This is a genomic window from Sulfitobacter noctilucicola, assembly GCF_000622385.1.
Taxonomy (GTDB): Bacteria; Pseudomonadota; Alphaproteobacteria; order Rhodobacterales; family Rhodobacteraceae; genus Sulfitobacter; species Sulfitobacter noctilucicola.
Window position 1 is genome coordinate 1,447,146 of record NZ_JASD01000008.1, and the last position, 26,721, is coordinate 1,473,866.

Genomic DNA, 26,721 nt, shown 5'->3' on the forward strand with positions numbered 1-26,721 from the left:
ATAGTATATCAACTTCGTGCCAGCGAAATCCTATCGCCCCTTCTTCCGCTTCACACCGCCACGCATGCCGCCTCGTCCCATGGTGGACCGGCCTGACGCCTTTTTGGCATTGTCCACGGCTTTGTCGACAGCATACTGACGCGCCATCGGATCGTCCGCGATGGCGAGGTCCACTGCTTCCAGCCGTTTAACCTCATCTCGAAGTCGGGCAGCTTCTTCGAATTCAAGGTTCTCTGCGGCCTTGCGCATGTCGGTGCGCAGTCCGTCCAGAACAGCCTGCATGTTGCTGCCCGCCATTTTGCTGTCGATCTGGGTCGTAACGCGGTTCATGTCCACATCGCCCTTGTAGAGACCGGCAAGAATGTCCTCGACGTTTTTCTTGACCGTTTCGGGCGTAATGCCGTGTTCTTCGTTATAGGCCATCTGCTTGGCACGGCGACGTTCCGTCTCTCCCATCGCCCGCTCCATCGAGCCGGTCACGCGGTCCGCGTACATGATCACACGGCCTTCTGAATTTCGGGCCGCACGTCCGATTGTCTGGATCAAGGATGTCTCCGAGCGCAAGAAACCTTCCTTGTCGGCATCCAGAATGGCGACCAACCCACATTCGGGAATGTCCAGTCCTTCTCGCAAGAGGTTGATCCCGATCAGCACGTCGAAGGCACCAAGGCGCAGATCGCGCAGGATTTCGATCCGTTCAATCGTGTCGATGTCCGAGTGCATGTAGCGCACGCGGATACCCTGTTCGTGCATATATTCAGTCAGGTCTTCGGCCATCCGCTTGGTCAGGGTAGTACAGAGCGTCCGGTAACCATCGGCGGCCACGCGTCGCACCTCATCAAGCAGGTCGTCTACCTGCATCTCAACAGGACGGATTTCGATCTTGGGGTCCAAAAGACCGGTCGGGCGGATCACCTGTTCGGTAAACACGCCACCCGTTTGTTCGATCTCCCAGTCTGCCGGGGTCGCCGATACAAAGATCGACTGTGGGCGCATTGCATCCCATTCCTCGAACTTGAGCGGGCGATTGTCCATACAAGAGGGCAAGCGGAACCCGTGTTCGGCCAGCGTAAACTTGCGTCTGTAGTCCCCCTTATACATCCCACCGATCTGGGGGACGGAAACGTGGCTTTCGTCAGCGAAAACAATCGCGTTATCAGGGATAAATTCGAACAGGGTGGGGGGCGGCTCACCCGGAGCGCGGCCTGTCAGGTACCGGGAATAGTTCTCGATCCCGTTGCACACGCCGGTCGCTTCCAGCATTTCCAGATCAAAATTCGTACGCTGCTCAAGGCGCTGCGCTTCCAGCAGCTTGCCATCTGCCACCAACTGATCCAGCCGCATCCGCAGCTCTTTCTTGATCCCGATAATCGCCTGGGACATCGTCGGCTTTGGCGTCACATAGTGGCTGTTGGCGTAAACCCTGATTTGATCAAAGGTGTCCGTCTTCTCGCCAGTCAGTGGATCAAATTCAGTGATGCTCTCCAGTTCTTCACCGAAGAACGACAAACGCCATGCGCGGTCATCAAGGTGCGCTGGGAAAATCTCAAGTGAATCGCCCCGAACACGAAATGACCCACGCTGGAACGCCGCATCGTTGCGCCGGTACTGCTGTGCCACCAGATCGGCGATCACTTGACGTTGGTCATAGATTGAGCCGGCCTTGAGGTCTTGCGTCATCGCGCCATAGGTCTCGACAGAGCCGATGCCGTAGATACAAGATACCGATGCGACGATGATTACATCATCACGCTCCAACAGTGCCCGCGTGGCGGAGTGGCGCATGCGGTCGATCTGCTCGTTAATCTGGCTTTCTTTCTCAATGAACGTATCAGACCGCGCGACATATGCCTCGGGTTGATAGTAGTCGTAGTAGCTCACGAAGTACTCGACAGCATTGTCGGGAAAGAACCCTTTGAACTCTCCGTACAACTGTGCAGCCAGCGTTTTGTTCGGCGCAAGGATGATTGCGGGCCGCTGGGTTTCTTCAATCACTTTGGCCATGGTAAAGGTTTTGCCGGTACCGGTGGCCCCCAACAGCACCTGATTGCGGTCCCCGTCTGCAACACCTGCCGTCAGCTCCTTGATCGCGGTCGGTTGGTCGCCTGCCGGTTCAAATTCCGTCTTGAGCTTGAAGGTTTTGCCGCCCTCAAGCTTGGGGCGTGCACGCACGTCAGGCGCGGGATTGGCCATCACTGGCGGGATAGTAGAGCTGTCTGTCTGTGCATAGGGCATCGGATCATCCTCGGGCTGTCGACCAAAGGTGTGCCTTTTGCAGCGTTGTGCAAGGTCGGGATGGCGTATCGCTGACAAAAACTGTCAGCAGGATCGCCTATTTCGACAATCGCTTGCGGTTGGATCTGACTCGTTTGCTGACAGGTGTGATTGCGGCGCTCATGATCTGCTCCGGGCGCTTGCCCTCCATCATCGCTTGCGTCGCGGCCGCAAATGCTTTGGTCATAGCAGGCCCTTTTTCCGAAACCATGCGCGTGTTCTCACCGGGATGGGAGGGAATCACACCGCCCATGGCAAGCAGGCGCAGGCTCATCACGGCCTGTGTCTCAATAAAAAGCGTGCCTAATCTGAGCTGTAAGGCAAAAAGATCGGTGGGGGTCATCGTTACTCTCCTGAACAACTCAAGATATAATGCTGCAATGCAGCAATTCAAAGGACAAACTGTGCTTATATCCGGATTGCCTTGCCCTGCTGGCGCGAATGTCCGATAAGTCCGCCAACATCTGAGATAGGAGTTGAGTCATGCGCGCCCGTATTTTCCAGCCTGCCCGAACGGCCATGTCCTCCGGCACCGCAAAAACCCACCACTGGTTCCTGGAGTTTGTGCCGACACAGGCGCGTGAGGTCGATCCGCTGATGGGGTGGACGTCTTCGTCAGATACACAGGCGCAGGTCCGTCTTCAGTTCGAGACAAAAGAAATGGCGGTCGAGTATGCGCGCGAAAATGGTATCGACGCCGTGATCCAGCAACCTCAAAAGCGCAAACCGAACATCCGTGCAGGCGGTTACGGAGAGAATTTCGCCACGGGTCGCCGTGGTGCCTGGACCCACTAGGGTAGCGCGTTCGAATAGGAATAGATGTGCTGGCCGTGTGAGGTGAATTGTGCTGAATGCGGATCAGAGCATTGCACTGCAAATCCACTGAGGTTATCACGCACCTAAGGTCCCGTAGCTCAACTGGATAGAGCACCTGACTTCTAATCAGGGGGTTGGGGGTTCGAGTCCTCCCGGGATCGCCATTTCAGTTTTCCTAAGTGTTGAGCAAAACGATTGTGTTCATCACCCATGATTTCGACGAGGCCATGAGTCTGGCGGACCGGATTGCGATCATGAAAGACGGCGCGGTTGAGCAATGCGATACGCCCGATCAAATTGTGTGCCATCCGGCGACCGACTAGGTGCGAAAGTTCACCGAAGACATCGACAAGGCCCGCGTCGTTCATGCCGGAGTTCCTGCGCGACACGATGCCGTCGGCGAAGGCACACCACAGGACGGCCAGGTCACAGTCGCCTTTGTAGCCGCAGCATTCATTATAAACGTGATTAAATACTCAGGATTGTTGCCCGCTTGGTTGCACCGCGTGCCAGAAACGCTCGCTCCGGACTTCGCCGGCGTGCTGGATACGATTTTCAACTTTGTGAAAGACGACCTGGTCTGCCCGCCGTGATCTTCTTAAAGGTTGGCCCGACAGCGGGCGCGGTTGCCACAATAATCTATGCCATTCCTCCGATGATCCTAATGACAACATTAGGGCTGCAGAAAGTGCCGCTTGAAGTGGTTGAAGCCGGAAAGATGAGCGGCTGCACCAAGTCGCAGATGTTGCGGCATGTCTACATTCCACCGGCGCGGACCGAGATTCTGATAGGGGTGAACTAGCTTATTATGCTGTGTCTTGCGATGGTCGTTCTGACTGCCTTCATCGGCATGCAGGGCCTAGGGGCCAAGCTGTTGGCGATGGTGCCTCTGACCCGCTACACAACCGAGGGGCTGCGCAGCCTGCCCGAAGAGATGACGGAAGCCGCCGATATGTCCGGCGCGACTCGCATGTAAATGCTGTGGAGCGTGCAACTGCTGCTTGCCCTGCCGACCATGGCTGTCGGCTTTAACCAAGCGATCATGTTCGCGCTCACTATGGTCATCATCGCGGCATTTATCGGGACACAGGATCTCGGACAAGAGCTTCAGCACACGCTCGCCGGTACAGATTTGGGCAAGAATTTTGCATTGGGCATATGTGTCTCGCTGACGGCGTTAACGTTTGATCTTAACGATTATGAAGTGGGCGGCGGACAAAAAGCGGATGCTTGGGCTGGAGTAGGTTTCGGCTAGAGAACTCGAAGCATCTCTTCAATTTTGGCTCAATCACTCTGTGCTCGCACCCGTTATGACCTTTGATCTCCAGATGTCATGAATTAGGATAAACAAGCTGAACTGGCGGGGCACCGGTTCCAAACGCTTGCAAAGGTGTGTCTACAGGCTCGCCATAGAATATAGAATGTAATGGCCATGCGCGAACCAGATCAGCTGCCATCCACGCTGAATGAATATTATCAGCGCGCCCGTACCGGCATGAGTGAGGAAAACCGTGCATATTTTCTTTCAGGGGCCGGAAACGAAGAAACCCTGATCGGCAATGAACAGGCTTTCGGCCATGCAAAGATAACACCAAGGCCACTGCGCGGGATGGGCGGGGGATCGACAGAAACGTCGCTGCTTGGTCAAACGTTTTCTTCGCCTTTGTTAATTGCACCTTTTGCCTACCACCGGTTGCTGCATCCTTCGGGTGAAGTCGCCACGGCACACGGTGCCGAGGCGCAGAACACAAAAATGGTTCTAAGCGCTCAAAGCAGTGCTGAGATTAAGCAAGTCCGTGCAGCAGGGAATGTTTGCGATTGGTTCCAATTGTACTGGATGGGCAGCAGGGAGGTTACGCTTGAGCTTGCTGAGATGGCATTGGCCGCCGGGTTCAGCACACTGGTGCTGACAATTGATGCGCCAGTGCAGGGTGTACGCGACCGCGAGATCGAAGCAGGTTTCCGACTGCCGCCCGAGGTGAGTGCCGTCAACCTATCAGGTTTCGCGCCGCCGCAATTCCCGGCGCTTACCGAAGACCAGTCAGTCGTTTTTGATGGTATCGCGCCAACCCTGCCGGATTGGGATGATGTCGCTTGGCTTATCCAATCGGTGCAGGTGCCAGTCCTATTGAAGGGTATTCTTCACCCCGACGATGCGGCCAAATCGCTATCAATCGGGGCCGCCGGAGTGATTGTGTCGAACCATGGTGGGCGTGTTCTGGATAAAGCGCCTGCGACTTTGGATGTGCTACCGGCAATTGTCGCAAAGGTTGGGCCGAAGTATCCCGTATTGATGGATGGCGGCATCCGGCGCGGCGTTGATATTTTCGTGGCGCTCGCATTGGGGGCAAAGGCCGTGCTGGTCGGGCGGCCAATCGTTTGTGGCCTCGCCGTTGCGGGCGAGCTGGGCGTCAGCCATGTACTTCGGTTGCTGCGAGACGAGCTAGAGGTCGCGATGTTGCTGTCAGGCTGTGCCACCTTAGATGACACCACACGGGATATGGTTCACCTGAAGCTATAGCGCAGCGGGATCAGCAGGGTGAATGTATCGCCGGTCAGGTAGTTCGGTGGCGTTGGCATCTTTTGCGCGCCTTCCACTGTTTGCAGTGCTGCGGCGTCAAGGATCATGGACCCCGAAGATTTTGCCACCTCAGCCGAAACGAGCGCTCCGTAACGGTCGAGGGTAAAGCGGATTTGTACCTCACCTTCGATGCCAGCGCTGCGGGCCTTTGCGGGATAGGTCTTGGCGCTGCTGATCAGCAGGACGATGCTCTTTTGCCAGTCGCGAATTTCTTCTGTCTGTTCGGCAGTCAGCCCTTCGCTTGCTGCTTCTGCGGTCTCGGCTTCGGTCTTTGCCTCTACCCCTGCAACTGACTGTTCTGCCGCTTGACGGTCCTCCGCCCCGACCTGACTTTCGGCGTCCACCTGTTCGGGGTCGCGTTCGGTAGCAATCTCTTCGGCAACCTCTTCGGTTTCTGCTTCCGGCTCGGGCGCTGCTACACCGAATTTCAGGCTCTCATCCTCCACATCATAGGGGATCTGGCTGAGGATCGGCTGCTCTGCGGCCTGCGCGGTTTCGACGTGTTCGGGACTTTCCGTCACCGTTGGCGCTTCTTGTGCTTCCTCTTGTGCCACGCTGTCATCTTCCAGCGCTGACGGTGCTGCGATGATGTCTGACAGATCAAACATTATCGCACCTGTGATCCCGTCCGGCTGGCGCTCAACTGGTTCAGGCATTGCGGGATGGCTTAGGATTTGCGTGGGCAAACCCACATGCAACGCAGCGCTTAAGGCAATGGCGACACACCAGAAGACGGGCATGGCGCTACGCGAGGTGTAGGTCAGGCTCATGGGTCGCTCTGCGGATCAGGGGCTGGGGCGTCAGCCACGTTTTCGTCGAGACCAACCAGACCGACTTTAAGAAACCCGTCCGCCCGCAAGATGTTCATCACGCGGATAAACTCACCATAGGGGACAGATTTGTCCGCGCGGATAAAGATCCGCGTGTCGCGCTTTTGCCGCGTGGCGATGCCAACATCGATAAAAAGCCTGTCATGTGTTGTGCTTGTTTCGCCCACGGACAGATCAAGCTCTTCGGTAATCGTGATGAAAACCGGATCACTTGGGCGATCAGGTGCCTCCGCCACGGCCACTGGCAACTCCACAGGGATATCGACAGTGGAAAGGGGGGCGGCGATCATAAAGATAATCAGCAGAACCAACATGACGTCGATGAAGGGGGTGACGTTGATCTCGCTGTTTTCGCTAAGATCACCATCGTCGTCACCACGAAGTCGAGCTCCCATGCCGTCTACTCCGCTGCCGGGGCTGAGAATGATCCCAACTGGATGACAGGGCGTTTGTGTCCGGTGTCCTTGCAGTCCAGATCAAGATCACGCGAAAGGGTGCGTTCGACCAAGGCACCCGCATCGGCCAGCATAACCTTGTAGCCGCCCATACCGCGCGCAAGCACATTGTAGAAAATCACCGCCGGAATGGCCGCAACAAGACCGATTGCCGTTGCCAGCAGGGCCTCTGCGATGCCGGGTGCGACGATGGCGAGATTGGTAGTGTTGCTTTCGGAAATCGAAATGAAGCTGTTCATGATGCCCCAGACCGTGCCGAACAGGCCGACAAATGGCGCGGTCGAACCCACATTCGCAAGAACACCTGCACCAAGGCTCATCCGTCTGGCAGCACCCGCCTCAATCCGTGCAATTTCAGAGCCCGCTCGCTCCTTAATGCCTGACTTGAGCTCCGCGTCGTTGCCTGTCGCGGCACGTTCACGCAAGGCTGCACGCACCATTTGACCCACTACGCCTTTTCTTTTGGCAAACAGATCTTTGGCGTCATGCAGCGACCCTGCCTTGTCCAATGAACGGTAACGTCTGCGCAGAACACCGCGCTCCCACCGGAGGATCATGATTTTCGCCAGAAAGATCACCCAGACCAATGCTGACGCGAAAAGCAGCGAAAGCATCACGCCTTTGACCACCCAATCCGCCGCCATAAACATGCCCAGCGGTGACATCTCGTCATGCTCTGCCTGCTCCAGAAGCAGCGTGAGGGTCTCAAGATCAAGTGCTGCAGCAGGAACTGCTGCTGTCATCGCGAGAAGGGCTGTGAGGGTGATTGATGTAGCTTTCATTGATCAAGTCTCCGCCCATGTACGGATCAGGTTGTGATAGATGCCGGTCAGGCGAACTGTTTCGGGGTCGTTCGCGCCAATCAGCGCAGAAAGGGCTTGAATTGACTGGTCCAGATCGAACAGGGTTCTGCGGTTGGCCTCAGAGCGGATCATGCTTTGAAGCCAGAAAAAGGAGGACACCCGCACGCCACGTGTGACCGGTGTCACTTCATGCAGGCTGGTTGCGGGATAAAGGATCATATCGCCAGCAGGGAGTTTTACCGTCTGGCTGCCATAGTGATCTTCGATCAAAAGCTCGCCACCATCATAGTCTTCCGGCTCACTCAGGAACAATGTCATGGAGAGGTCTGTGCGCAGACGCTCTTGCGTCAGCGGGTTCACTCGAATGGCGTTATCTATGTGAGAGCCGAATGTCTCGGCTTCTTCGTATTTGTTGAACATGGGCGGCAGAATGCGGGAAGGCAGCGCGGCTGACAGAAAAAGCGGGTCCTCGGTCAGTTTTTGGAGGATGAATTTGCCAAGCGTTTGGGCGGCTTCCGACATGGGGGGCAATTGCTGATTGCGCTTTACCTCGGCGGACTGCGGACCAGCGGTTGTTGATCCGTCTTCCCAGTTGGCGGCATCCAGATGCGCACGCACCTGTTTGACGTCATCTTTGGTCAGGATGGAGGGGATGGTGATCAGCATGATTTGTCCTCAGAAGTGTACGGGCAGCCAGAAAGGCTGCCCGAAGATTTAAAGATTGGGTCAGAACTTCATTTCCAGTGACACGGAAATCTCGCGGCCCGGTGCGACGTAGGTGAATGGCGTGCCCGAACGGTAGGCTGCGTCATAGACGGTTTTGTCTGCGACATTGGTGATGCCCATCTTCAGCTTGGCGTTGTCGGCCACGGCGTATTCGCCCAGAAGATCAAAGGTCAACGCATCCGAAATGGACCTGCCGTTTGCTGCGACGCTGCCCAGATCGATGGAGCCTTGATAGTTGACACGCCCCCCGATCATCAGCCTGTCGGTCACCTGATAAGTCGCCAGAATGTTGAGCTGTTCATGGGCCACGTTTGCAACCGACAGTCCGACATTCTCGCTGTCTGCACTTTCCAAGATCTTGCTGTTCATGAAGTTCGCACCCCCGAACAGGCTCAACCGTTCTGTCACCTTACCGGCGACGCCGAGTTCCAGACCCTGAATGCGGTACTTCAGGGTATCCGATGTCACAGAGGCACCGCGCGGCCCGACGTCTTCGCGTGCCTGATCCTTGGTCGTTTGGTAAAGCGCGGCAGTCAGCAGAAGGTCTGGTGTAAAGCTGAACTTTGCCCCAACCTCGAGCGATGTGTTCTCTTCCGGTGCCAGACCTGAACCGTTCGTATCAAGACCGCCATAGAAGCCGCCCCCGGCTTCCAGCTCCTGTCCTGCCGGATTGGTCGAGGTCGCCGCTGCCGCATAGACATTCAGGCGATCTGTGACCGCATAGGTCGTGCCAAGGTTCCAGTTGAACATGACGTCATCGCGCGACAGCGAATATGCCTCTCCGCCGCTGACGCCGGTCCGCTCGATGTCATACATATCGATACGAAGTCCGCCGTTGACCTTCCATCTGTCCGACAAGGTGACTGTGTCGAGCGCATAAAGGGACGTTGTCTTGACCGTGGTCGCCGTGACATCGGTGCCAAGTTGGGGTTGTTCGCCTGACCAGCAGCCTTCTGCGATAGGGTTGGGGTTGATGGCGCTGACCGTGCAACCGCGCTGACCATCTGGCGGCAGATAGTCTTCACTGCTCAGATTGGAGTAGCTGAGTTTTTCGATTTCTTCGCGCGATGTCGCAAACCCGACAACGTATTCGTGCGTGGCACCGGCAAAGCGGCCTTCACCGCTCAATTCAAGCACATTGGCAAGGACTTCCGTCTCTTGATACCAACTCTTGAAACTCAGCCCGACCTGCCAGTCTTCGGGGTTGGTTGAGTCGTTGTCGCGTAGGCTGCTTGGTGCTGTCAGAACATAGTCGTTCAAGGATCGCGAGGCACGGAACGTGTTGGTCAGCTTCATGCCATTGTCAAAATCGTACTGTGCTTTTGCTGTGGCAACCGTTTCCTCGTAAACTTGGAAGTCCCGCCCCGGCACACCATAGAACGTACTGCGGTCAATGCCGAATTCTGTAACCGGACCAACCAGACCCAGTTCCTCATTGTTCACGTAAGGCACGCCCCAGTCCGGCGTCTGCTCAATCTTTGTATAACTCAGGTTGCCTTCGAAGGTGAGCGCGTCTGTCGCCTGAAACGTCATCGCCAGCGCGGCACCCTTGCGGTTATCGGCGGCATTGTCCCGACCGGCCACGTTGCCATCTTGGAGCATTCCGTTGAACCGCAGTTGAAGGCGGTCGTTGATGACCTTGTTGGTGTCGATCGTCTGGCGAACGGTTGAGGCATCCGTCAAAGTCGTCACGGTGCGGGTAAAATCAATGTCCTGAGTCTTCTTGGAGATTACATCGATTGCGCCGCCTGTGGTGCCGCGCCCGCCGACAGTGCCAGCGGGGCCTTTGACGACCTCGACCTGTTCTGTGTTGAAGGTTTCAGCCACACCGGTGCCCGGGCTGCGAACGCCGTCGGTATAGGTATCGTTGTTGGCTTTGAACCCGCGAATATAGATGTTGTCACCAAACGAATTACCGCCTTCGCCGAAGCCAAGCGAGATGCCCGGCGTGGAGCGCGCCAACTCGCGCACGCTGGTGGTGCCAGTGGTTTCAAGCACCTCCTGTGTGATTGCGGTGACTGTCCGCGGGTTATCCTCAAGCGGTCCGGGCATACGGCTGTTGGCGAGCGTGTTTGCTTTGAACGGTGCGTCAGGATCGGCATAGCTGCTGCCGCCAGCGGCTTCTTTCGCTTCGGCCAGTGCCTGTGCTTTTGCTAGCTGTTGTGCTTCCCGCTCTGCGGCTTCTTCGGCGGCACACACAGGGGTTCCGGCCAGAGCTGGCGTGCAAACCGTAGGTGTCGCGGCGCGTGGCTTTGCGGCGCGGCGGGGTGCCGGCTTCGCCTTGACCGGCGCGCGTGCAGTCTTGCGTGGTGGAGTTGGCTCTTCTGTAGTCTCTACCTCGACTGTGGGCAGAACGATCAGGTCAGTGTCCTGCGCCGAGCCGCTGGTGGCCATACAAGCCATTGCCAGAGAGGCACCAAAGCCCCCGACAACAAGTGAAGATTTTCTGTGGTGTTTGCCCGCGTTCGCGGTGCGTTCAGGTGTACGATACATTTGTCCCTCGCGATGAATGTTCAACTATTACGCTGGCTACTCAGGCTGAGGTTTGCTCGCTTTATTCGGGAACGCTTAATCTGACTATTTTAGTAAGTAAATATTAAATGCTATGATTTTCATAAGTAATCGAGGCCCAAGCGTGTGCACGGGTAAATATCCATTGCGGGTTACTCGAACTTGGTACGGTATATAAAATAAGGGTTTGGGCATAACCGCATGTCTGTCAGGTGCGAACCATCTAGCGTGGAGAACAACCCATCCGACTTTGTTTAAAGAGCTTTTTTGCGCATTCGCATTTGAGCAAGCGACGCACTAGGTCTGACGGGACCCGCGAATAAAAAGAATCGCTCTGCCACGGCCAACATGCGAGATCAGTATCTCTTCGAGCGTTATTACCACAGTGGGCAGGGACGGAACGCGACAAAGCGCGCTATGATAGAAAGAGAATCGCACATGTAACTGCATGGATGCTGCCCAGATGGACGTGGTATTGCAGCCACAGTGAGTTTTTCTTGAGCCCAAAGTGTCCTTCACTTGGCTTACAGGTCTTTGAAGTTAACCAAAAACCCTTGCATGCTGTGTCCCGTCACGATTAGCCTGTGATCGAATTTGTAGTATTATCAGTCGAATTAGTAATTATTTTTTCCGACTGCCTGATTTGAATGTTTGGAGGGTGCCATATGGTAACCGGAAACTCGCGCCGTAAATCTGTTGCCGCAAGGCTGATTTCCGCAGCGTTGTTTGTTATTGCTGCGGGGCTTGGCGCACCACAAATCGGGTACGCGCAAGACACCACGACCGCCAGCTCGGTTACTCCTGAAAACTTCGCGCCACCTTTGCAAAAGCTGAATGGCGCTATTGTGTTCTCTGGTGCGACGGGAAGTCAGGCTCCCGCTGGCGCGGAGAAGATCGGGATCACACTGTCAGACGTCAACCTGCAAGGTGGTCTGCCTCAGATGGCCGAAGCCAATGCGCGGTTGTCCGAAAAGCTGACTAACGGACGGGTTGCGGTCTCTGACCTGTTTAACGAAGTGGCAGCGCTTGAAGAAGCCTACGCAAATGCGGGTTATGTTTTGGCGCGTATCGTGTTGCCACAACAAAGCCTGCGTGATGGCGGTGTTTTGCGCGTCGCAGTTGTTGACGGTTTTGTTGAAACTGTCGATACCACTGCCGCGCCACCGGAAATTCAAAAGCGGATCGACCGCCTGACGGCCCCTCTGGTCAACCGCAAGGGGATCACACTACGCCAGCTTGAGCGGCAATTGTTGCTGGCTGGCGATACGGCCGGTGTTGCACTTGGTTCTGCGCTGGGTCAGGGCAACCTTCCGGGCGGCACGGTTCTGACGCTGGAGCCGGAGTATAAGAAGATCACAGGCTTTGTCGGGTTTGATAACAACATCACGGACTCACTCGGTAATTTCAATCTGAGTGCCGGTGTCGAGTTCAACAGCCCCTTCGGCTTTGGGGAGACCTTTTACGCCCGCGCCTCAGGAAGTCCTTCCGACTATTTTGGCAGCGATCCGCAATACCGCGTGCTGGCTGGTGGTTTTATTCTGCCCATCGGCGGCGACGGTCTGGCGCTTAATGGTGAAATCACATCCAGCGATACAACACCGGATGACGTGCTGTCGCCTACGCGCTCCAACTTCGACCGTCAGTCGCTGCGCCTGATCTATCCGTTTGTGCGCTCACGGCAGGTCAACGTGACCACCCAGTTTTCCATCGACCGCCAGCACGACAGTCAGGACCTGATCGCCGGTGGCGGTACGACACCCATTTACGACGACAAGATTACTGCGCTGCGCTTGAGTGGCAGTCTCAGCTATATTCACGATGATGGTGCCTTCAGTGACGTAGGCGCTGTTTTGTCACGCGGTGTGGATGCGCTGGGCGCGCGCACGCTGGATGATGTCGGTGCCGGCACACCGCTGTCGCGGCAAGGCGCGGATGCAAAGTTCACCAAGCTTAGCCTTTCGGGATATCATCAGCGGTCATTGTCGGACAGCATTGTGCTGTCGATAACGGGCCGCGCACAGATGTCATTTGGCGATCCGCTTTTGACATCTGAACAGTTCGGCTTGTCAGGTGCGCGCGAGCTGTCGGGTTTTGAACCCGGTGAGTTGCGCGGCGACAGTGGTTGGCTGATCCGTGCAGAGGTCGCACATAATACAAAGACGACATTCGGTGAGACGCCGGTACTGCTAAGCCCTTATGCCTTTGTGGCTGTGGGTGGCGTTTCAATCGAACAGCCCACAGTCGTGGAGCGGGACAATGAAGGCGCCCACTCCTTCGGCGTCGGGCTGGATTTATTTTCACAGACAGAATCAAGATTTAGAGCAAGTAGTTTGAGGGTCGAAGTGGCCAGAGGAGAACGGGACAATGGTTCGGACAACACGCGTTTCAGCATTTCGGGCAATTTCCGCTTCTGATCGCTGGGGCAGCACCAGACTGGCACCGCTAACCCTTGTTGTATTGGGTTTGCTGCTGCCAAATGGTGCGTTTGCGCAGGATACCCTGCCGCAAAACGGAACTGTCGTGCAGGGCAGCGTCGATATTACGACGCCCACACCGGGGCAGATGATCCTCAATCAGGGCAGTGACCGTGCTGTGCTGAACTGGGGTTCTTTCTCCATCGGTAAGAACAACACCGTCGATATCCGGCAGCCTGATACATCCAGTGCGATCCTGAACAGGGTCACAGGGGGCACCACCAGCCAGATCCACGGACAACTGAAAGCCAATGGTCAGGTCTTTGTGGTGAACCCGAACGGGTTGTTCATTGGCAAGGATGGTCAGGTCAGCGCGGGCGGCGGCTTTGTCGGCTCGACACTTGATACCAACGACGACGATTTCATGGCGGGCAGGTTGCGGTTTGAGGGGAATGGCAACTCTGCCGAAGTATCCAACGCGGGTCGTGTTGTGATCGGACGCGGCGGTTTTGCCGCACTGCTGGGGGGGCGTGTGTCGAACTCCGGTGTTGTGATGGTTCCCATGGGCCGCATCGGCTTTGGTGCGGGCGAACGCGCCACATTGGATTTCTCGGGCGACCAGTTCTTGCAAATCGAGGTTCCCTCAGAGGGAAATGATGACGAGACGCGCGCGCTGATTGAACATTCAGGCACAGTTTCCGCTGAAGGCGGTTCGATTGAAATGCGCGCGGCTACTGCACGCCATGCAGCACGCCATGCGATCAATCTGTCAGGTGTGGCCGAAGCCAGCTCGGTTTCCGTGCGCGGTGGTACGATCATTCTGGGCGGCGGTGCAGGCGGTCGCGTAACCGTTTCCGGCAAGGTGAGGACCAAGGCCAAAAAGCCAGCGCGCCCGGCAGTTGTTGTGGCGCAATCCCCTCGGCCGAAGCCCAAGCGCGGCGGTGGCGACATCACCATTCTGGGCCGCGATATTGAGCTGACCGGAGCAGAGATCGACGCAAGCGGCGGTGACGGAGCAGGGGTCATCCACATCGGCGGCGCTTTCAAAGGCGGTGACAGTTTGCCTTCCGCGCTGTACCTGAGTGTTGATGCGGCAACTTCTATCAACGCGGATGCGATCAGCACCGGTGACGGTGGCCGCGTGGTCCTCTGGTCGGATATCCATACCGATTTTGACGGCAATATCACGGCGCGTGGCGGTGAGCTGGGCGGTGACGGCGGCTTTGTCGAAGTCTCGGGTAAAGAAACGCTCGCATTTGGCGGTATGGTAGACACCAGCGCGGTCAAAGGTGCATTCGGCACGCTGCTGCTCGATCCTTATAACGTTTTTATTGAAGATGTGCCGGGCAATACCAATGGTGCATTCAGCGGTACAGGCACGGTTACCTTTGATCCATCCGGAGACGATTCTGTTGTTTCCGTGACGCAACTCGAAACCTTCCTTGGTCTTAACAACGTCACGATCGAAACCAACACCGGCGGTGCCCAGAACGGCGACATTACCGTGAACGCTGACGTCGACTGGGCGTCCGGCACCATCCTGAGGTTTAATGCGGTTGGCGATGTCGTATTGAACGCAGCCGTAAATGGCAGCGGCAGTACTTTTGAGATCAACGCCGGTGGTGTCGTGACGACGGGCGCGGGCGGCGTGGTTAACGTAGGCCGCTTTGATCTGGAAAACGGCGATTGGTTCCAGAACGCTGCGCTTCTGCCCGGCTTTGCTGCAGATGATTTCTTTTTGGACGGCGGCACCAGCTTCCTGCGTGCCACGGGCGGTAGCGGAACCGCCCTTGATCCTTACCAACTTATCGACATCTATGGCTTTCAGGGCATGGGGTCACAGGCGTTCAATACAACTGGCTTTGCTCTGGCCGGACCCATCGACGCATCTGTCACAGCAACATGGAACGGCGGCAACGGCTTCCAGAAGATCGAGGGTATTTTCCCGGGCTTTCGCGGATCATTGGATGGTCAGGGCAATACCGTTTCAAACCTTACGTCTGCTGGCACAGAGGCAGGCGTATTCGGTCTTACAACCGGTGCCGACATTTCCAACCTCAGCTTCACGGGAATTTCCATCACAGGTACCGATAACATCGGTGGGGTGATCAATACCACGCGACTCGGTACACAGGTAACGAACGTCACTGTCAGCGGGAACATCAACGTCGTTGACGGTGCGAATGTCGGCGGCATTGTTGGATCACTCGAAGGTGGATCAACTCTCGATAATGGTAATTTCGCAGGCAACATAATTTCTACAGATACGGACGATGTGGACCTGAATCTTGGCGGTGTCGTAGGATCGAACTCGACGAGTACGATCTCAGACAGCAGCTTTACCGGAACGATCATCGAGGGCGGTATCACGTCCGGTGTGACGCGTCGGGTTGGCGGTGTAGTCGGTGACAACCGTGGGACGGTGGATACTGTCGCAGCCGCAGGATCGCTGACCACTGGCGGTACGGGCGGTGAATTGTTTGCAGGCGGCATCGCTGGCGAAAACCAATCTATCGAAGGCATTGTGGACAGCGGCGCAAGCGTGAACGTCGCCGCTACTGTGAGCCAGTCGTTCGGCGCGACAATCGGGGGTCTTGCGGGCAACAACATCGGTACCATCACGGATTCTTCGGCGACCGGCTCTGTCACCGTCGATGCAGTCGGTGGTGCACTGCAGGTCGGTGGATTGATCGGCAACAATGCAAACACTGCGGTGCGTCCTGTAGATGATGTGACGGCAAGCGGAAGCGTCGATGTCACGATCAATGCCGCAACAGAGAGTTTCGCGGTTGCGGATATCGGCGGCCTTGTGGGGACGAATACCGGACCAATCAACAGAGCGGCCTCATTGGGCAGCGATGTAATTGTATCCGCAACGGCACATGCACCAACTGTCGGCGGTTTCGCCGGTACAAATTCGGGCTCGGTCACGGATGGCCTTGCGTTATCGGATGTAACAGTCACGCTGCCAGCCTCAGTGAATGATACACTCAACGCGGGTGCTGACGTCGGCGGGTTTACCGGGGGCAACTTCGGTAACTTGGTACGGACCGGCGCGCGCGGCGATGTGGATATCACGAACGATACACGCAATATCCGCGCAGGCGGTCATACCGGTGTCATGGGGTCCGGTTTGCTTCAGGATGGTTACGCTCAGGGGGACGTCACTGCGACAGGCGGAGGGGGCAAAACCATAGGCGGCCTTTTGGGTGCTGTCGACACAGGTAACATCGTGAATACGTTTGCGAGCGGTACGCCGTCTGGCACCGGTGCCCCGGGTCCCAACGTTGTCGGTGGTCTGATCGGGGCGGCCGGTACAAGTGCGACCGTAACAGCGTCCTATTGGGATGTGGACACCTCTGGCATTCCCGATGCGGCCAACCCGGCCGAGGGTGTCGGTCTGACGACACTGGAACTGCAAGATACCGGTGGCTTCTTTACGTTCGCGGATGGTCAGGGATGGGATTTCGACAACGTCTGGGCACCCGGTACGACCGGCAGATATCCGTCGATCTATACCATTGATCTGGTTGTCTTTGCGCAGCCCGATCCCGTCACATTGACCTATGGCGGTACCACAGGTGCGACGACCACTGGCTCGGTGACCGGTGGTCCAGCACTTTATGTTTTTGATGATGCCGCGGACACGCTGGATACCGCGCCGATCTTCCAGACGTTGACCTTCCCGGATGAAAGCACTGCTGGAACAAGCTTTACGGTAGATACCACGCCCCTGAACAGCACGCTGGGCCAAACCTATACGGTTGTGGCGCTCGACGGTGCTGCGACGATCAATCAGGCACCGCTTGAGCTTACGCCTGATGACCAGACCAAGACATATGGCAGTGAATTTGTCTTTGTGGGGACCGAGTTCACTGTGACAGGCGGAAGCCTGTTCTTCTCTGACACTGTCGATGATATCGCGTTGTCCTCTCTGGGTGCGCCTGAAACGGCCACCGTCGCAGGCGGGCCTTATGCGATTACCGCCAGCGGTCCGGTGAACGGTACGAACACAACCAACTACAATATCACATTCGGTACGGGCGCTACGATGACCGTCGCTCCTGCGCCGCTCGAAGTAACGCCGGATGACCAGACCAAGGTTTATGGTCAGACATTCGCCTTTAACGGAACCGAATTTACGATCACCGCCGGTTCGCTTTTCAACGCTGACACGCTGGATGAGGTAACACTGTCATCGCCTGGTGCTTTGGAAGCTGCAAACGTGGTTGACGGGCCATTCGCAATCATAGGCAGTGCGCCGGTGAACGGGATTGGAACCGACAACTATGCCATCACGTTCGCGCCTGTTGCGCAGATGACGGTGACACCTGTTCCGCTTGAGATCACACCACTTGACCAGACCAAGACTGAAGGGTCCGAGTTTGTCTTTAACGGGACAGAGTTCACCACAACAGGTCTGCTCCTGAGCGATACTGTGGATAGCCTGACACTGACCAGTGATGGTGCTCCGGCAAGTGCCGAAGCAGGTAATTTCGACATCAACGGGTCGGCCCCACAAGGTAACAATCTGGGGAACTATACCGTTGATATCGCAACAGGTACGATGACCGTAAACGCGCAAGGTGCACCGGTCGATCCTCCTGTCGAACCACCCGTTGAACCACCGGTCGAACCGCCAGTGGAGCCTCCGGTCGAACCCCCTGTTGAACCGCCGGTCGAGCCGCCAGTTGAACCACCGGTCGAACCTCCTGTTGAGCCACCGGTGGAGCCGCCAGTGGAACCGCCGGTCGAGCCACCTGTGGAGCCTCCGGTCGAACCTGATCCGGAGCCTGTACGTTCGCTGTTCCTGCCGCAGACAAATCCAACGATTGTTCTGCCTAACCCACGCGACCCAGGGCTTGATTTCGCCGCTCTTGCGGATGCAGGCCGCGCTGTGATCACAGGTGGCAGCACATCACCGGCAAGTGCTGCGATTTCCGAAGCGCGTTCGACCCTTGAGGCTGTCGAAGAGATCTCCACCACGCTTGAGACCTCGACGAATAGCTGTAGTGGCGGGCTGGCCGATGTGGACCGCTATCTCGACTGTCTTTCGGACGCGCTGAACGACTTTGCCGGAGAGCTGGACGAAATCTCGACGGATTTGCCGCCGGGTATGGAGAGCGTGGCGGAGATTGTGCGTGATGCAAGCCGGAGCGTGAACATTGCGCAGAACCGCGCGCGTTCCCGTCTTGCCGGTGCGACGACAGATGCCCAGCGTCAGCAAATCCGCCGTGAAGCGGTTGGTGAAGCGCAGGCCGCTCTTAGCACGGCAGCCACCGAAATTCGCAAGTCGATCAACCTGCTGCGTGCAGATGATCCGGATCTTGTGGCGGTTCAGCGGGCGACCGTGACCACAGTCGCTGCTGCGGTGGATAATGTAGGCATCTCGCTCAGCCGCGCTGCGGAACTCTGATCGCGGATCATGACAATCCAAAGGCCCGACAGGATTTAGACATCCCTTCGGGCCTTTTTTGCTGGCGGTCGTCGAGTTGTATCAGTAGCGCTGAAAGCCCAGTATGAGTTGTCGCAACCCAAGCGCGGCACCGGCCATTATGCAAAGCAGTGTCACGGGGGCGCTAAACGCAAGGAGCGAGAAAGCCGACAGACCCTGTCCGACGCTACACCCTGCCGCAACCACTGCACCGGTCCCCATCAATGCGCCTCCCAACAACTGGCGGCGCAGCTCCCGCGGATCATCGCAGGCCTCCCAGCGGAAGTGACCTTTGTAGAGACTGCCCAGTAACGCTCCGATCAGGACACCCACGACAGATCCGACGCCAAAGCTCACCGTGTCGCCCGACGATGTCATCAGATAAAGCATTGTCTCGCCTAGCGGTGCAGAGAAGGTGTGGCTGACAACTGGCAAACCGTCGAACCCCTGCGATGAAACCCATGAAGTGCCGGCCCAGCCGGAAACGATGGCGATGCCCACAATGAGCCCCCAAAAGATGAAGTCTTTTGCCTGCCGCAAAGGCTTGCTGGTCAGGGTCAGTCCGACAATGGCGATGCCCAGAACACATCCGGCGATGTTTAACGGCACTCCGCTGGCCTGTGCGAATGCGCCCGCGAGGGTCGGTAGTTCCAATGACGGTTCAGGCACGCCAAAGAGCCAGACGCGCAAACCGGCGAGAGGGCCGTTGAGCGTGATGTATGAAAAAATGCCCATCACGAGAACAATCAGAAGTGATCGCAGATCACCGCCACCCACCCGGGCCAAGGCACCGTATCCGCAGTTTCCGGCCAGAGCCATACCGTAGCCAAAGATTAGCCCGCCTACGATGCTCTCGAAGGGGTTCCATCTGCGCGACAGGTATAAAGTGTCGCCAAGATCAAGCAAGCCCAGCCCTGAAAGGCCAAACGTACCGATGACGGCGACGCCGATGGCAATGCCCCACATCTGGAGGCGCAGCGGGCTTTCGCCGTAATAGAGGTCTTCTATGGCGCCCAAGGTGCAGAAGCGCCCGATCCGCGCTGCCAAACCCAATAGTATGCCGCCTGCCATGCCAATCAGTGCCACCCAGACAGGTTCGGGGAGGGCATCAATCATTTCGCTGGCGGTCTGTCATTCGGCGCATGAACTGCCTAGCTGTCGCGACAAAAGAGGTCGTAGACAACTTCCATGATCTGTTTTGGGCGATTGTCGGACAGGCTGTAGTAAATTGTCTTGCCTTCCCGACGGGGAGTTACAAGTCCTTCAAGACGTAGGCGCGAAAGCTGTTGGGACACAGCCGCCTGCCGCGCTGACAACAGCTCTTCGAGTTCGGTCACAGATTTTTCACCGGACGCAAGATGGCAAAGGATCATCAAACGTCCTTCATGGCTGATAGCCTTGAGGAAATTGGCAGCGGCCATGGCATTGGTTGCCATCTTGTCCATATCCTCGGCACACATATCAACGTCGAAAACCGGTAGACCCATAACGTCCTCATTTGCGTCACTCCGCGCGCAGGCAGAGCCAAAAATTATTCAGACCGAACCATCAAGATCCGGTGGTTTCTATAGCGGCATCCGCCAGCATCTTTTCAAGCAATCCCCAAAAGAAGTCCTCTCCCGGGTATCCTTCAAGCCGCGACACTTCTTGACCGTCTACAACCAGCACAAAGGTGGGTGTAAAATGCAGGGAACGTGCAAAGTCCACATCATCGGGCCGGGGCGCATGGATGTCTATGCGGCGCAACGGAGCGGCCTTGCCTTCGGACGTTTTGGGATAGATCGGCGCAATCTCTTCGTTCCAGCGGGCGCACCAGATGCAGCCCTTTTCCTCAACCATGACAAGCTGCGTCTCTGCTGCCGCGACGACAGCAGACCCGATAGCCAGCAGTCCGGCGAAAAAATACGTTCTCAGCGACATGCGAAATTGACCTTTGCTTGTCATAAAACATAATATGAATATGTGAATTAGACAAGAGCGGGGACGGCAGATGCTTGAGATCACCTTTGCAGGCGCCGCATTTGCGGGCATTCTTTCCTTTCTGTCGCCCTGCATCCTTCCGATTGTTCCCTTCTACCTCAGTTATCTTGCGGGGGTGGGCATGAACCAGATCACGGCGGATGCGCAAATTGGCCCTGATGTGCGCCGGCGCGCTGTCTTGTCAGCGTGCTTTTTCGCGGCTGGTGTTATCACCATCTTCATGGGGCTGGGCGCGGCAGCGACGCTCTTTGGTCAGGTCGTGCGGGACTATTTCGATGTGCTGCGCTGGATCGCAGCGGCCATCATTATTGCAATGGGCCTGCATTTCCTGGGGGTGGTCCGCATCGGTGTACTGTACCGCCAGCTGCGTGCGGACGCGGGGGCCACAACAAACGTCAGTTTGATCGGCGCTTATGTGATCGGCCTTGCCTTTGCCTTTGGCTGGACCCCGTGTGTCGGCCCCGTTCTTGCGGCGATCCTGTTCACGGCGGCCGGGGCTGATACGGCATCAACCGGCGCATGGCTCTTGTTTGTCTACGGCCTCGGAATGACGGCCCCGTTCGTGCTTGCTGCGTTCTTTATCGGGCCCTTCATGCGCTGGATGACGCGCTTCCGACGGCACTTGGGCCTCATTGAAAAGATCATGGGCGCGATGTTGATTGTCTTTGGTTTGCTGATTGCCACAAACTCAATGAACTATATCGCGCAGTGGATGCTGGAAGTCGGGCCGGATATCGGCGTGCTCAGATAACAGAGAGGATATGGGATGAAACAGATACTAACAGCAGCGGTGCTTACGTGCGCGATGGCTTTTGGTGCGTTTGCCAGTGAACTGGGCGATGACGGTCTGCACAAAACCGCATGGATGCGTGACACCTTCAAGGACCTAAGTGAGGATCTGGAAGAAGCAAACGCCGAAGGCAAACGCCTGATGGTGATGATCGAACAGCGGGGCTGTATCTACTGCAAGAAGATGCATGAAGAGGTGTTCCCGATCCCCGAAGTCGCGGACTACATCGAGGAAAACTTCTTTGTCGTGCAGATCAATATGTTCGGCGATGTTGAGTTCACGGACTTTGACGGCACGGCCTTGCCTGAGAAAGATATGGTCAAAAAGTGGGGTGCCTTGTTCACGCCGATGATTCTGTTTTTTCCAGAAGAAGTCGGGCCCGACCAGACCGCCACGCAGGCGGCTGTGGCGACAATGCCCGGTGCGTTTGGCCGCTATACCACATTCAATATGCTGAACTGGGTTGTCGAAAAAGGGTATGACACCGACGAAAGTTTCCAAAAGTATCATGCCCGTAAGTTCGCCGAGCAGAGCAACTGAGCAAATCGTGTTCTGCCAGACCGTGGGGAATAGATACTATAATTCAGTTTTGTGAATTTGTTCTTGCGTGCTCACGTTTCCGTGCGCTACGGTATGCCAACAAATACGTTTGGGAGGACGCATGAAGAGTTTTGTCATTTCAGTCGCAGCGGTCGGGTGCATCGCGACAGCGGCCTTCGCGGCAGACATTGAGCCAACAGCTGTAAGCTATGAAGACGGGGCTGTTTCGCAGTCCTTGTCGGGTCAGCCGGGTGATGCGGCCAATGGCCGTTTGATCGTCGGCGACAAGGGGCAGGGCAACTGCGTTGCTTGCCATCAGGTCAGCGATCTGGCCGATGTGCCTTTCCAGGGGGAAATCGGGCCAATGCTCGATGGTGCGGGTGACCGCTGGACCGAAGCAGAGCTGCGCGGGATCGTGTCCAACGCCAAAATCATGTTCGAAGACAGCATGATGCCAGCGTTCTACAAGACCGAAGGTTTTATCCGTCCCGGCAACGCCTACACCGGCAAAGCCGCTGATGATACATTTGGCCCGCTGCTCAGCGCGCAACAAATCGAAGATGTCGTGGCTTATCTGACCACGCTCAAGGACTAATAGAACCCTTCGGGGCGAGGAATATGATGCCTTGCCTGCGAGCGGTTGAAGGAGCAAGAGTTATGGAACTTACAAGACGTAATGCGATTTTGCTGGGCGGTGCTGCACTGCTTATGGCAGGTCTGCCTTTCCGCGCAAACGCGGCCACCGAAGACGCAATCGCGGCTTTTACCGGCGGTGCAGAAGTGGGCGAAGGCGACATCAAACTGACAGCGCCCGAGATTGCTGAAAACGGCAATACAGTGCCAATCGAAGTGTCCTCAGACACAGCGGTTGAGATTCTGGTGCTGGCCACCGGCAACCCCACACCCGGCGTTGCAAACTTTAAATTCGGCAAGCTGGCGGCGGCGCGCGCGGCCTCTACCCGTATCCGGCTCGCCGGAACGCAGGATGTCGTGGCGATTGCAAAGCTGGAGGATGGTTCGTTCGTTCAGGCCACAAGCGCCGTCAAAGTGACAATCGGCGGCTGCGGCGGCTAAACAGGTTTAGAGGAGTATTAACATGGCATCTGGTGTAAAACCTCGCGTCAAAGTCCCCAAGAAAGCGTCCGCTGGCGAAGCGGTTACCATCAAGACACTGATCAGCCACAAGATGGAATCCGGTCAGCGTAAAGACAAAGAAGGTAACACGATACCGCGCTCGATCATCAACCGCTTCACCTGCGATTTTAACGGTGAGAACGTTGTTGACGTGACGATGGAGCCGGCGATCTCGACCAATCCATATTTCGAGTTTCAGGCCACTGTGCCCGAAGCCGGTGAATTCAAGTTCACATGGTATGACGATGACGGCTCGGTCTACGAAGAAACCAAATCAATCGCCGTCGGCTGAATCATACGTCTTGGGAGGGACACCATGAAAAAATACGCAGGCGCCATTCTGGCAACCTTGCTGACCACGACATTCGCTGCCGCCGATCCGGTTGACGACACGCTGGTCCTTAACGAAGAAACAACCATGGTGACCCGCACCGCGGCACCGGCGCATGTCTCTGATGCGCTGGACGAAGTGATGTCTGGTTGGCTGTTTCGTGGCACGGAGACCCGTGCAATGCAGGCAGACGACTTTGACAATCCCGGCATGATCTTTGTTGAGCAGGCTCAGGAAGTCTGGGAAACCGCTGATGGTTCCGAAGGCAAGTCATGCTCGTCCTGCCATAACGACATGGACAGCATGGCTGGTGTCAAAGCGACATACCCCAAGTGGAACGAAGCGGCTGGTGAGGTCCGGACCCTGCAAATGCAGGTCAACGATTGCCGGACCAACCGTATGGGTGCCGAGGCGTGGAAATACGACAGTGGCACCGCGATCAACATGGAAGCAGCATTGTCTTCTGTATCGCGCGGCATGCCGGTCAACGTCGCCATCGATGGTCCTGCACAGTCAACGTGGGAAATGGGCAAAGAGCTTTATTACACCCGCACGGGCCAGCTAGAATTGTCTTGCGCCAATTGCCACGAAGACAGCTATGGCATGATGATCCGTGCGGATCATCTCAGCCAGGGCCAGATCAACGGCTTTCCGGTCTACCGTTTGAAGAACACCAAGCTGAACGGCGCGCATTCACGCTTCAAGGGCTGCGTCCGCGACACACGCGCGGAAACATACAGCCCCGGCAGCCCTGAGTTCGTCGCACTGGAGCTTTACGTCGCTTCACGCGGTAACGGTCTGAGCGTCGAAGGACCGTCGATCCGTAACTAACTGAAAAGCCCCGTCCGAGCTTTCGGTGCGGGGCTTTTTTGTCACCTTAAAAATTCAATAATGCGCATATGTATGCACATTGGGAGCCTCCAGATGATTTCTCGCCGTGATTTCCTGCAAACCAGTATGGCCGCTGCCGCTCTCTATGGTGGCTCCGGCTTTGGCAATTGGGCGAAGCTGGCCGCACAGCAGGCGCTGACGCAGGATAAGCTGCTTGAGTTTGATACATTCGGCAATGTTTCCCTGATTCACGTCACCGACATTCACGCACAGCTCAAACCGATCTATTTCCGCGAGCCTTCGGTCAACATCGGTGTTGGTGACAACAAGGGGGCCGTGCCGCACGTGACCGGTGCCGACTTCCGCAAGCTTTACGGCATCGACGATGGCAGTCCCTCTGCCTATGCGCTGACCTACAACGACTTTGCGTCTCTGGCGCAAGGGTACGGCCGCGTGGGCGGGCTAGACCGTGTCTCTACCGTTATCAACTCGATCAGAGCGGACCGTCCGGACGCGTTGCTGCTGGATGGCGGCGACACATGGCACGGCAGCTACACCTGCTATCACACACAAGGCCAGGACATGGTCAACGTGATGAACGCGCTGAAACCTGACGCCATGACGTTCCACTGGGAATTCACGCTAGGCTCCGACCGCGTGGCAGAGATTGTGGAAGGTTTGCCTTTCGCGGCGCTGGGGCAGAATATCTTCGACGCTGAGTGGGACGAACCCGCAGAGCTGTTCCCGCCCTACAAATTCTACGAGACCGGCGGTGTCAAAGTCGCCGTTATCGGACAGGCTTTCCCCTATATGCCCATCGCCAACCCCGGCTGGATGTTCCCTGAATACTCATTCGGTATCCGCGACGAGCGGATGCAGGAAATGGTGGATGAAGTCCGCGCCGAAGGGGCCGAACTGGTCGTTTGCCTGTCGCACAACGGCTTTGACGTGGACAAACAGATGGCAGGCAACGTCACAGGTATTGACGTGATCCTGTCGGGCCATACACATGATGCGCTGCCCGAGCCTGTTCTGGTAGGCGAGACTATTATCGTGGCCTCCGGTTCCAACGGCAAATTTGTCAGCCGCGTCGATCTGGATGTGCAAGACGGTCGCATGATGGGCTTCCGTCACAAGCTGATCCCGATTTTCTCAGACGTCATCACGCCGGATGCTGAAATTACCAAGCTGATCGATGAACAGCGCGCGCCCTACCTTGACCAACTGACCGAAGTCATCGGCAGAACGGGCGACGACCAAACACTGTATCGCCGCGGCAATTTTAACGGCACATGGGACGATCTGATTTGTGATGCGCTGATATCCGAGCGTGAAGCGGATATTGCCCTGTCGCCCGGCGTACGCTGGGGGCCGTCGGTACTGCCCGGTCAGGACATCACGCGTGAAGACATCTGGAACGTGACCTCCATGACATACGGACAAGCGTATCGCACTGAAATGACCGGTGAATTCCTGCACGTGGTGCTTGAAGACGTGGCCGATAACCTCTTCAATCCCGACCCCTACTACCAGCAGGGTGGCGACATGGTGCGCACTGGCGGTCTTGGCTACCGCATTGACGTAACCAAACCACAAGGCAGCCGCATCACCGAGATGACCCTGCTGAAAACCGGAGAGGCGATTGACCCCGCTAAGACTTACCAGATCGCCGGTTGGGCATCCGTGAACGAGGATACCGAAGGCCCGCAAATCTGGGATGTGGTCGAGGCGCATATCGCCAAGCAAGGGACAATTTCCCTCGATCCGAACAACAGCGTGAAAGTGGCCGGTATCTGAACCGGAGCAATCGACGGAGGAGACTGGAAATGAAGAAGTTCTTTGGCGCAGCCCTAATCGCCGCATCGCTGGCAACGGGTGCTTTGGCAGAAGGTGTCACACACCGTGTAGCCATTCACGTGGATGAGAATGATCCCAAAGTGATGAATATGGCGCTGAACAATGTGGCAAACCTGACCAAGCATTACGAAAGCCAAGGCGACACCGTCATGGTCGAAGTCGTGGCTTATGGTCCGGGGCTGAACATGTTCGTCGCCGGCAAAAGCCCGGTCGAGGACCGAATTTCCACGATGTCGCTTGAGATTGAAAACCTGACCTTTGCCGCCTGCGGGAACACCCACCGCAACATGAGCAAAAAGGCGGGCAAAGAAATTACGCTGATTGACGAAGCCGGATTGGTGCCTTCCGGCGTCGTCCGTCTGATCGAGCTACAGGAAAATGATTATTCCTACATCCGGCCCTAGGGCCATGACG

Annotated in this window: 22 protein-coding genes, 1 tRNA gene and 2 pseudogenes; 15 read left to right on the forward strand and 10 right to left on the reverse strand. The window is 56.6% G+C overall.

Annotated elements, in window-relative coordinates; translation table 11 throughout:
- Positions 1–30 precede the first annotated feature (30 nt).
- Both uvrB and Z946_RS0110830 read right to left on the reverse strand, forming a co-directional pair.
- Positions 31–2,235 carry an excinuclease ABC subunit UvrB gene (gene uvrB, locus Z946_RS0110825; RefSeq protein ID WP_025055755.1) on the reverse strand — a complete coding sequence of 735 codons (2,205 nt, stop codon included), beginning with the start codon at positions 2,233–2,235 and terminating at the stop codon, positions 31–33.
- Positions 2,236–2,332: 97 nt separating this feature from the next.
- The gene (locus tag Z946_RS0110830) at positions 2,333–2,617 is read right to left on the reverse strand and encodes a hypothetical protein (protein ID WP_025055756.1); all 285 of its coding nucleotides are present in this window, start codon (positions 2,615–2,617) and stop codon (positions 2,333–2,335) included.
- A gap of 140 nt (positions 2,618–2,757) precedes the next feature.
- Here Z946_RS0110830 and Z946_RS0110835 point away from each other — a divergent pair, with 140 nt between their 5' ends.
- The 5 genes and pseudogenes from Z946_RS0110835 to Z946_RS0110870 all read left to right on the forward strand — a co-directional run bounded on the left by Z946_RS0110835 (position 2,758) and on the right by Z946_RS0110870 (position 5,611).
- Positions 2,758–3,069, forward strand: coding sequence for an ETC complex I subunit (locus Z946_RS0110835; RefSeq protein ID WP_025055757.1), 312 nt, complete (start codon positions 2,758–2,760; stop codon positions 3,067–3,069).
- A 108-nt stretch (positions 3,070–3,177) separates the two neighbouring features.
- A tRNA-Arg gene (locus Z946_RS0110840) sits at positions 3,178–3,254 on the forward strand.
- Positions 3,255–3,269: 15 nt separating this feature from the next.
- Positions 3,270–3,548 (forward strand): annotated as a pseudogene (locus Z946_RS21955) (ABC transporter ATP-binding protein); the annotation flags it as partial.
- Between the two features lie 122 nt (positions 3,549–3,670).
- Positions 3,671–4,334: pseudogene (locus Z946_RS21390) on the forward strand (ABC transporter permease subunit); the annotation flags it as partial.
- A gap of 188 nt (positions 4,335–4,522) precedes the next feature.
- Positions 4,523–5,611 (forward strand): alpha-hydroxy acid oxidase, encoded by a 1,089-nt coding sequence (locus Z946_RS0110870; protein ID WP_241461326.1) that lies wholly within the window; start codon positions 4,523–4,525, stop codon positions 5,609–5,611.
- Here the strand turns inward: Z946_RS0110870 and Z946_RS0110875 are convergent.
- From Z946_RS0110875 to Z946_RS0110895, 5 genes are read right to left on the reverse strand one after another with little or no spacing between them, the layout of a single operon-like run.
- Positions 5,596–6,441, reverse strand: a complete 846-nt coding sequence (locus Z946_RS0110875) for an energy transducer TonB (RefSeq protein WP_025055762.1) — start codon at positions 6,439–6,441, stop codon at positions 5,596–5,598. The genes Z946_RS0110870 and Z946_RS0110875 overlap by 16 nt on opposite strands.
- Entirely contained in the window at positions 6,438–6,896 is a 459-nt protein-coding gene (gene exbD / locus Z946_RS0110880) for a TonB system transport protein ExbD (RefSeq protein WP_025055763.1), read from the reverse strand. The genes Z946_RS0110875 and exbD overlap by 4 nt, the downstream gene beginning before the upstream one ends.
- A gap of 5 nt (positions 6,897–6,901) precedes the next feature.
- Positions 6,902–7,738, reverse strand: coding sequence for a tonB-system energizer ExbB (gene exbB / locus Z946_RS20630; RefSeq protein ID WP_025055764.1), 837 nt, complete (start codon positions 7,736–7,738; stop codon positions 6,902–6,904).
- Positions 7,739–7,741: 3 nt separating this feature from the next.
- Complete coding sequence (locus tag Z946_RS0110890; RefSeq protein WP_025055765.1) at positions 7,742–8,425, reverse strand: Fe2+-dependent dioxygenase; 684 nt, start codon at positions 8,423–8,425, stop codon at positions 7,742–7,744.
- 60 nt (positions 8,426–8,485) lie between these two features.
- On the reverse strand, positions 8,486–10,978 hold the full coding sequence (locus Z946_RS0110895) for a TonB-dependent siderophore receptor (protein ID WP_025055766.1): 2,493 nt from the start codon (positions 10,976–10,978) through the stop codon (positions 8,486–8,488).
- A gap of 683 nt (positions 10,979–11,661) precedes the next feature.
- Between Z946_RS0110895 and Z946_RS0110900 the strand changes: the two genes are divergently transcribed.
- The gene (locus Z946_RS0110900; RefSeq protein WP_025055767.1) at positions 11,662–13,410 is read left to right on the forward strand and encodes a ShlB/FhaC/HecB family hemolysin secretion/activation protein; all 1,749 of its coding nucleotides are present in this window, start codon (positions 11,662–11,664) and stop codon (positions 13,408–13,410) included.
- Positions 13,361–18,826: a beta strand repeat-containing protein gene (locus tag Z946_RS0110905; RefSeq protein ID WP_025055768.1), complete on the forward strand. Its 5,466-nt coding sequence runs from the start codon at positions 13,361–13,363 to the stop codon at positions 18,824–18,826. Before Z946_RS0110900 ends, Z946_RS0110905 begins: the two co-directional genes overlap by 50 nt.
- 81 nt (positions 18,827–18,907) lie before the next feature.
- On the opposite strand, the gene Z946_RS0110910 is transcribed toward Z946_RS0110905, so the two are convergent.
- From Z946_RS0110910 to Z946_RS0110920, 3 genes are all read right to left on the reverse strand, one after another.
- Positions 18,908–19,960: a YeeE/YedE family protein gene (locus tag Z946_RS0110910; RefSeq protein WP_025055769.1), complete on the reverse strand. Its 1,053-nt coding sequence runs from the start codon at positions 19,958–19,960 to the stop codon at positions 18,908–18,910.
- 35 nt (positions 19,961–19,995) lie between these two features.
- Positions 19,996–20,331, reverse strand: coding sequence for an ArsR/SmtB family transcription factor (locus tag Z946_RS0110915; RefSeq protein ID WP_025055770.1), 336 nt, complete (start codon positions 20,329–20,331; stop codon positions 19,996–19,998).
- 61 nt (positions 20,332–20,392) lie between these two features.
- Positions 20,393–20,764 carry a thioredoxin domain-containing protein gene (locus Z946_RS0110920; RefSeq protein ID WP_025055771.1) on the reverse strand — a complete coding sequence of 124 codons (372 nt, stop codon included), beginning with the start codon at positions 20,762–20,764 and terminating at the stop codon, positions 20,393–20,395.
- A 70-nt stretch (positions 20,765–20,834) separates the two neighbouring features.
- Between Z946_RS0110920 and Z946_RS0110925 the strand changes: the two genes are divergently transcribed.
- The 8 genes from Z946_RS0110925 to Z946_RS0110960 all read left to right on the forward strand — a co-directional run bounded on the left by Z946_RS0110925 (position 20,835) and on the right by Z946_RS0110960 (position 26,711).
- The gene (locus Z946_RS0110925) at positions 20,835–21,575 is read left to right on the forward strand and encodes a cytochrome c biogenesis CcdA family protein (RefSeq protein WP_025055772.1); all 741 of its coding nucleotides are present in this window, start codon (positions 20,835–20,837) and stop codon (positions 21,573–21,575) included.
- A 15-nt stretch (positions 21,576–21,590) separates the two neighbouring features.
- Complete coding sequence (locus Z946_RS0110930; protein ID WP_025055773.1) at positions 21,591–22,154, forward strand: thioredoxin family protein; 564 nt, start codon at positions 21,591–21,593, stop codon at positions 22,152–22,154.
- Between the two features lie 121 nt (positions 22,155–22,275).
- Complete coding sequence (soxX, locus tag Z946_RS0110935) at positions 22,276–22,749, forward strand: sulfur oxidation c-type cytochrome SoxX (protein WP_025055774.1); 474 nt, start codon at positions 22,276–22,278, stop codon at positions 22,747–22,749.
- 62 nt (positions 22,750–22,811) lie between these two features.
- Entirely contained in the window at positions 22,812–23,228 is a 417-nt protein-coding gene (soxY, locus tag Z946_RS0110940; RefSeq protein WP_025055775.1) for a thiosulfate oxidation carrier protein SoxY, read from the forward strand.
- 22 nt (positions 23,229–23,250) lie between these two features.
- Complete coding sequence (gene soxZ / locus Z946_RS0110945) at positions 23,251–23,580, forward strand: thiosulfate oxidation carrier complex protein SoxZ (protein ID WP_025055776.1); 330 nt, start codon at positions 23,251–23,253, stop codon at positions 23,578–23,580.
- Positions 23,581–23,604: 24 nt separating this feature from the next.
- Positions 23,605–24,450, forward strand: coding sequence for a sulfur oxidation c-type cytochrome SoxA (gene soxA, locus Z946_RS0110950; RefSeq protein WP_025055777.1), 846 nt, complete (start codon positions 23,605–23,607; stop codon positions 24,448–24,450).
- Positions 24,451–24,543: 93 nt separating this feature from the next.
- The gene (soxB, locus tag Z946_RS0110955) at positions 24,544–26,247 is read left to right on the forward strand and encodes a thiosulfohydrolase SoxB (protein WP_025055778.1); all 1,704 of its coding nucleotides are present in this window, start codon (positions 24,544–24,546) and stop codon (positions 26,245–26,247) included.
- Positions 26,248–26,276: 29 nt separating this feature from the next.
- Complete coding sequence (locus Z946_RS0110960) at positions 26,277–26,711, forward strand: DsrE family protein (protein ID WP_025055779.1); 435 nt, start codon at positions 26,277–26,279, stop codon at positions 26,709–26,711.
- Positions 26,712–26,721 lie beyond the last annotated feature (10 nt).